The sequence below is a fragment of the Shigella sp. FJ200513 genome (assembly GCF_040495915.1).
GTDB lineage: Bacteria > Pseudomonadota > Gammaproteobacteria > Enterobacterales > Enterobacteriaceae > ECMA0423.
This window is the reverse complement of record NZ_JBDYCV010000146.1, coordinates 1-7340: the sequence shown is the minus strand read 5'-3', so window position 1 is coordinate 7340 and position 7340 is coordinate 1. Positions and strand designations below refer to the sequence as shown.

Annotated in this window: 4 protein-coding genes and 4 pseudogenes; 3 read left to right on the top strand and 5 right to left on the bottom strand. The window is 51.2% G+C overall.

Annotation, left to right across the window (positions count from 1 at the left end; translation table 11 throughout):
- Positions 1-56 precede the first annotated feature (56 nt).
- The 5 genes and pseudogenes from ABZJ92_RS19710 to lsrA form a co-directional block, all read right to left on the bottom strand.
- Positions 57-173, bottom strand: a pseudogene (locus ABZJ92_RS19710) (3-hydroxy-5-phosphonooxypentane-2,4-dione thiolase LsrF); the annotation flags it as partial.
- Between the two features lie 26 nt (positions 174-199).
- Positions 200-1223: pseudogene (gene lsrB, locus ABZJ92_RS19705) on the bottom strand (autoinducer 2 ABC transporter substrate-binding protein LsrB).
- An 11-nt stretch (positions 1224-1234) separates the two neighbouring features.
- Positions 1235-2227 carry an autoinducer 2 ABC transporter permease LsrD gene (gene lsrD / locus ABZJ92_RS19700; RefSeq protein ID WP_001222721.1) on the bottom strand — a complete coding sequence of 331 codons (993 nt, stop codon included), beginning with the start codon at positions 2225-2227 and terminating at the stop codon, positions 1235-1237.
- Positions 2227-3255: an autoinducer 2 ABC transporter permease LsrC gene (lsrC, locus tag ABZJ92_RS19695; protein WP_000911160.1), complete on the bottom strand. Its 1029-nt coding sequence runs from the start codon at positions 3253-3255 to the stop codon at positions 2227-2229. The genes lsrD and lsrC overlap by 1 nt, the downstream gene beginning before the upstream one ends.
- Entirely contained in the window at positions 3249-4784 is a 1536-nt protein-coding gene (gene lsrA / locus ABZJ92_RS19690; protein WP_001194865.1) for an autoinducer 2 ABC transporter ATP-binding protein LsrA, read from the bottom strand. Before lsrA ends, lsrC begins: the two co-directional genes overlap by 7 nt.
- A gap of 248 nt (positions 4785-5032) precedes the next feature.
- Here lsrA and lsrR point away from each other — a divergent pair, with 248 nt between their 5' ends.
- The 3 genes and pseudogenes from lsrR to ABZJ92_RS19675 form a co-directional block, all read left to right on the top strand.
- Positions 5033-5986, top strand: a complete 954-nt coding sequence (gene lsrR / locus ABZJ92_RS19685) for a transcriptional regulator LsrR (protein WP_000154339.1) — start codon at positions 5033-5035, stop codon at positions 5984-5986.
- Between the two features lie 78 nt (positions 5987-6064).
- A pseudogene (locus ABZJ92_RS19680) lies at positions 6065-6892 on the top strand (FGGY family carbohydrate kinase); the annotation flags it as partial.
- A gap of 372 nt (positions 6893-7264) precedes the next feature.
- Positions 7265-7340: pseudogene (locus ABZJ92_RS19675) on the top strand (transposase); the annotation flags it as partial.

Below are 7340 nucleotides of genomic sequence, written 5' to 3'. Positions count from 1 at the left end.
TAGTCTAAAAACTAGTATTAAGACTATCACTTAAATAAGTGATACTGGTTGTCTGGAGATTCAGGGGGCCAGTCTACCAGCGCACCGCAACCTTTCAGGGTAAAAGGGATATTTTGTTGCGGTTGATCGGTACGAAAATCTTTACCATCTTTAATATCGTCTAAATCTGCCATAACTTACTCCGGTTAAGTAATGCACATCAGAAATCGTATTTGCCGATATTCTCTTTGTTGAATATCACGCGCTCCGGTAACAGTACGATGCCATTACCATCCGCTTCGTAGTCATAGCCCTGAACGCTGTTTGGCGAGACTTCAACCTGACCTACGCCCTGGATATCCAGCTTGTCGCCCGTTTTCATTGATCCTTTTTTCAATAATACATCCGCGACATACACTGAAATTTTGCCTTGCTGAACCACATCCCACAGTCCAAATTCTTTCACCGTGCCGCGCTCTACATACGGGCGCATCACATTTGGCGTACTGAATCCGACAATCGCTACTTTGTCATTTTTCAGGTTTTCTGCGGCTTGTGCGGCAGCGGGCAGGGCGTTGGCATCGGGGGCGATAATGGCGTCGAGATCGCTATACGCTTTTAATATTCCTTCTGCGGTTTGTAACGATTTAGTGGCATCGTTATAGCCAAACTGCGTAGTGACAATTTCCCAGCCTGGATGCTCTTTGGCGATTTTCGCTTTCGCTTCTTTCACCCACTGGTTTTGGTCCGTAACGGTGGGGCTTGAGTAGAAAAACGCGACTTTGGCTTTGTCTTTATTCACCTGACGCGCCGCCATATCCACCAACATACCTCCCAACTGGGCGGGCGTTCCCTGATTAATGTAGTAAGAGCGGCACTCCGGTTTAGTATCAGAGTCCCAGGTCAGCACTCTCACACCACGTTGCATGGCGCGTTTCAGTGCCGGACACAAGCCATCAGGCGAAACCGCAGAAACGAATAATGGCGTTATAACCTTGATTGACGAAGTTATTAATCAACTGTACCTGACCAGAAACACTGGGTTCTGTCGGCCCGTCGTAGGTCACATCAACGCTCAGCTCTTTACCCGCTTGTTGTGCGCCGTTGCCACCGCTGGTAAAAAATCCCACGCCAACCAGTTTGGGAATAAATGCAATACGCTCTGCGGCCTGCACATTCATAGAGATTGCGGCAATGCCAAGAGCGCTAAGTAAGGCGATTTTCTTAAAGCGATGAAGTGTCATGAAGATATCCTTTATGGCAATGGGTTATTGGCCCGACGCGCCAGCCACTCTTTAATTTGCTGGCGATGCAGGCTAACGGAACGACCTACGACAACGACGATAAGCAGCGCACCGGAAAGGGCGCTGGACACCTGATTTGGCACTCCTGCCATTTGCAAACCTTGCTGCAAATATCCCACTAATAAAACCGCAATGGCGGTGCCGATAATGGAACCGGAACCACCATAAATATTGGCCCCGCCAAGCACCACGGCGGTGATGGCGGGCATCAGAAACGACGCACCGAGATCGGAACGTGCTGAACCAAAATACGATACCAGCAGCACAGCGGCGACCGCAGACGCCAGCCCCGTCATGGCATAGAGCGCACATAAGGTGCGGTTAACTGGAATCGCGCTATAAAGCGCCACGCGCGGGCTTTGCCCAATCAAAAACACATTACGTCCGGCATGGGTTTTATGCAGCCAGAGCCAGAAAACGAGGAGACATATCAGGAAGATAATCAGCGGAACGGGGAGTCCCAGCACATCCAGGTTAGCGAAATCTGTAAACGCCATCGGGAATCCACCAATACCTTCGTACCCCGTCGCTCCGGCCATACCGGAAAGCAGCAGAGCGCTTCCGGCAAACAGATACAGCGTGCCAAGCGTAATCACCAGCGGGTTAACTTTGGTATAGATAATTAATCCGGCGTTGATCAGCCCGCACAATGCGCCGAGCAGTAAGGTCAGGAGTATCGCCAGCGGCATCGGCACACCACTTTGAAACAGTACGCCCAATGCAATGGCGCAGAGGCCGATGGTCGAACCAAACGAAATATCGATCCCGCCACTGACAATCACCATCGTCAGCGGTAGAGCGACAATGCCAATGCAGATAAAGTCACTGGTGCTGAACAGCAACATATTGAGATCTAACATTCGCGGGTTAATTGCACCAAATGCGACAATCTCAATAACGAGCAGTGCGGCAAGAGCCAGTTCCCAACCGTAGCGAATACGCATTATGCGGCCTCCCGTTTTTTACCTGACGAAGCGGGTTTAACGGATGGCGGTGGCGTCATAAAGCGGGCATATTTTTGCCGCCGTAGATTACGTTCCAGCGCACAACGCAGGCGTCCATCAAACACCAGCACCGCCAGCAGAACCAGACCCGCGATAAAATCATTCCACCATGCCGGAATGCGCAACAGCACCAGTACGCTATCGATCTGCGTCAGGAACCATGCGCCGAGTACCGCACCGATGATCGCACCGGAACCACCGAGCAAACTAATGCCGCCCAGCACGCAGGCTGCAATTGCTTTCATCTCCAGCCCGGTACCGGTCTGGTTGAGGATAAAACCAATCTGCGAAGCAAACACAATTCCCGCCAGTGCCGCCATGCAGCCGTTCAACGAAAATGCCACAATGCGAATGGCTTCCGTACGAACGCCCAGTTGACGAGCGCCCTGTAAATTATCGCCCGTGGCATAAAAACTGCGTCCAAACGCCGTCTTCGCCAGCAGCCAGGCCATAAATGCCACCAGAATTATCGTCAACCAACCAATTGCTGAAATGCCAAGCAGCAGCGGGGCGGAGAGCTGTTTCAGTTCGGCGGGTAACCCTTCAATCCATTTACCGCCAGTCCACAGCAACATGATGCCTCTGTACAACCCTAACGTGCCAAGGGTGGCAACAATGGCAGGGATCTTTAGCCACGCGACCAGGGCACCGTTGAAAAATCCCGCGAGCAAACCAAGCAGTAAAGTCGCGACACAGGCAACAGGTAGTGAATATCCTGCGTTCAGTAACATCCCCAACAGCACCGCGCACATTCCGGTAATCGAACCCACTGAAACATCAATATTGCGCGTAAGCATTACCAGCGTCGCGCCCATTGCCAGCAGGATCAGGATTTGCGCGCTGCTATAAACCATGGTCAGCGTTTGCACACTTAAATACTGGCGGTCGAGAAAACCGGGTAATACAAACAGCAGCACCACCGCCAGCAATGCCGTGATTTCACGGTTGTTCTGAATAAACTTCAGCATGATGCCTCCTGACGCTGACTATCGCCGAAGGCAACGCGCATAATAGTCTCGACATTAATATCGCGCCCGGTCAGTGCAGAGTGGGTAATTTCGCCCTGATGCATCACATACACACGATCTGCCATCAGTTCGATCTCTTCCATATCAGAGGAGATAAACAGCACAGCCACATTCTGTGCGGCGATGCTGCGCAACAGCTGGTAGATATCATTACGGGCCGAGACATCCACGCCGCGCGTCGGCTCATCGACAATCAATGCTTGCGGCGAAGCTTCCAGGCATTTGGCAATGAGGATTTTTTGCTGGTTGCTACCGGATAATGTCCGTGCAGCTTGTTCCGGTTGGTTAAATTTAATATTCAGCGCCCGACGATAACGTTCCAGGGTGGCATTATCTTTCGCGGTTTTCGCCCAGAATCCACGAAGGTTATGAGTAAGGGCGCAGACGTTCCAGGCCAGCGAAGCATCGAGATTCAGTCCGGATGACTGGCGATCTTCCGGCAGATAAACCAGACCGCGCAGTAAACGTTCTCCAGTGGATAATTTATTGATCTCTTTACCATTCAGCATAATGCGTCCGCCACGCAAAGTACGCAGACCATAGAGCGTCTCGGCCAGTTCTGTGCGTCCGGCTCCCACCAGCCCAGCCAGGCCCAGAATTTCTCCGGCATTGAGCGTCAGGCTGACATTCCTGAAGCCTTCGCCAGTCAGATTTTCCAGTGTCAGCACCGGCGTTCCGACGGCATGTTGTGGGCGGTTACCAGGTAACTCCAGCCATAATTTTTGGCTGGCAGAGAGCGATTTTTCCCGTACCGCTGGGGTGATGGCCTGAATAATGTCGTCGGTAGACAGTTCGCTGGTTTTGCCGCTTAAGGCGATGGTTCCGTCGCGCATCACGCTAATTCGATCGGCAATCTGGCGAATTTCCGGCAGCTTATGCGAGATAAAAACAATACCCACGCCAGTAGCAAGCAGCTCTTGCAAGCGACTAAACAAGCGTTCGGTTTCCGCAGGGGTAAGCGAGGCGGTAGGTTCATCGAGGATCAGAATCCGCGAGTCGCGCATCAGCCCGCGGAGGATTTCCACCATTTGGCGATCGGCGACATCCAGCGATCCTGCCAGACTATGCAGATCAAACTGGCAGCCCAGCGCCGCCAGCAAGTTCTTCATTTTCTGCATGGAGAGCTGTTTTTTTGCCAGCCCAAACAGGATGTTTTCTTTTATCGACAGGCTTGGGAAAAGCAGCGGTTCCTGGGGAACGAGATAAATGCCCAGCTGATGAGCATGAACTGGCGTTAATCTGGCGTAGTTGTTGCCCCCAATCTCCAGCGTACCGCTATCAGCAGGGGTAATACCGGCAATAATCTTCATTAACGTCGATTTACCGGCACCATTGCCGCCGAGCAGGGCGTGGACCTCCCCCTGATGCAACGTAAAATCGATGCCTTTCAGGACATTGACCCCTGAATACTGTTTATAAACCGAGCGGGCGCAAAGTAGCGGTAACGCGCGGGTATCACTCGTTTGCATATTTCCCCCGTTCAGTTTTGCAGGTGAGTTTTGAACAAATGTATTTCTACTTTTAATTTGTTCATAACCTTAGGTGGACATTGCACATATTTCCGACGAATAGATCACAATTTATGCTATTTTGATTTTCACGGTTGCGTTTGTTCATGCTCGTAGAGTCAAACTGTGGTTGCCATCACAGATATAAATGCGCAAGAACTGAACAATTGCATTAAAGATTTAAATATGTTCAAAGTGAAGAATGAATTATGACAATCAACGATTCGGCAATTTCAGAACAGGGAATGTGTGAAGAAGAACAGGTCGCGCGGATCGCGTGGTTTTACTATCACGACGGGCTGACCCAGAGCGAGATCAGCGATCGTCTCGGCCTGACCCGTTTGAAAGTGTCGCGCTTGCTGGAGAAAGGGCATCAGTCCGGCATTATTCGCGTACAGATTAATTCTCGCTTTGAAGGCTGTCTGGAATATGAAACTCAATTACGTCGTCAGTTTTCGCTGCAACATGTCCGGGTGATCCCTGGGCTTGCGGATGCTGATGTCGGCGGGCGACTAGGGATAGGCGCGGCGCATATGTTGATGAGTTTACTTCAACCACAACAGATGCTGGCGATTGGTTTTGGCGAGGCAACCATGAATACGCTGCAACGCTTAAGTGGTTTTATTTCGTCACAGCAAATTCGCCTGGTCACGCTCTCCGGTGGCGTCGGTTCTTATATGACGGGTATCGGGCAGCTTAACGCGGCGTGCAGTGTGAATATTATTCCGGCTCCGTTGCGGGCATCCTCCGCTGACATTGCCCGTACGCTAAAAAATGAAAATTGCGTCAAAGATGTTCTGCTAGCCGCGCAAGCAGCGGATGTGGCGATTGTCGGCATTGGAGCCGTGAGTCAACAAGACGACGCGACAATCATTCGCTCCGGTTATATCAGCCAGGGCGAACAGTTAATGATTGGCCGAAAAGGGGCGGTTGGCGACATTTTAGGCTACTTTTTTGATGCAAAAGGTGACGTTGTCACGGATATCAAAATACATAACGAACTGATTGGCTTACCTTTAAGCGCGCTGAAGACCATACCCGTCCGGGTTGGCGTGGCAGGGGGAGAAAATAAAGCTGAAGCAATTGCCGCTGCAATGAAAGGCGGTTATATCAACGCACTGGTTACCGATCAGGACACAGCAGCGGCGATTTTACGTAGTTAAATTTGCATGACCTTATTACCGGGAATGATGGAGAACGTATAGAGGAACAGACAGAACGCATAAGCCGAGGATAATCTAATGGCTCGACTCTTTACCCCTTCAGAATCAAAGTACTACCTGATGGCGCTGGATGCAGGCACCGGAAGTATTCGGGCTGTGATATTCGACCTGGAAGGCAATCAAATAGCAGTGGGACAGGCGGAGTGGCGGCATCTGGCAGTACCGGACGTTCCTGGTTCTATGGAATTTGATCTCAACAAAAACTGGCAACTGGCGTGTGAGTGTATGCGGCAGGCGCTGCACAACGCCGGCATAGACCCGGAGTATATCGCTGCCGTTTCGGCATGTTCTATGCGTGAAGGCATTGTTTTATATAACAATGAAGGAACACCGATCTGGGCCTGCGCCAATGTGGATGCCAGAGCGGCACGCGAAGTTAGCGAACTTAAAGAACTGCACAACAATACCTTTGAAAACGAAGTTTATCGAGCGACCGGACAAACACTGGCTTTAAGTGCCATCCCCAGATTACTTTGGCTGGCGCACCATCGTTCCGATATTTACCGTCAGGCATCAACCATCACCATGATCAGCGACTGGCTGGCCTATATGCTCAGCGGCGAACTGGCGGTGGATCCCTCTAACGCTGGCACCACGGGACTTCTTGATCTAACCACCCGTGCCTGGAAACCTGCATTGCTGGATATGGCTGGCCTGCGTGCCGATATTCTTTCTCCTGTCAAAGAAACCGGCACATTGCTGGGCGTGGTAAGTTCACAAGCGGCGGAACTCTGCGGTCTGAAGGCGGGCACTCTGGTGGTCGTTGGAGGAGGCGACGTGCAGCTTGGTTGCCTTGGGTTAGGCGTTGTGCGTCCGGCACAAACCGCGGTTCTTGGCGGCACGTTCACGGATAATAAGCAGTGCACGCTCAGCGAGGCCCGGCATCAGTTGCCGATTACTCCGTTCCGTATGCCGTCATGAGTCCCATCCTTTGAAAGCAGTGATCGCTGTGGTGAGACTGTAGCGCGGACATGTCTATTTAGTCAGAGACGGACATCTCAATTTAGCTACTACAATATTACTACGCATAATGTATATTATGTTAAATCATGTCTGAGTGATGCGAAGTGCTTTTCTGGTAGTCGTTATTCGTTCAGGGTTCAAGAACTTAAGCCTCTCCTCTTTCATAATTGGCCTGTGCATGGAGAAATAGCCTGGTTATTCCCTGCCCCATGCTAAGAGCGCAGTGTCTGTCGCATAGACACTGCATACGAAAACCGGCAACATGGTGTAGCAGCCAGCCAGTTATTTCTCTGGCGTAAGCAATACCAGGAAGGAAGTCTTACTGCTGTGG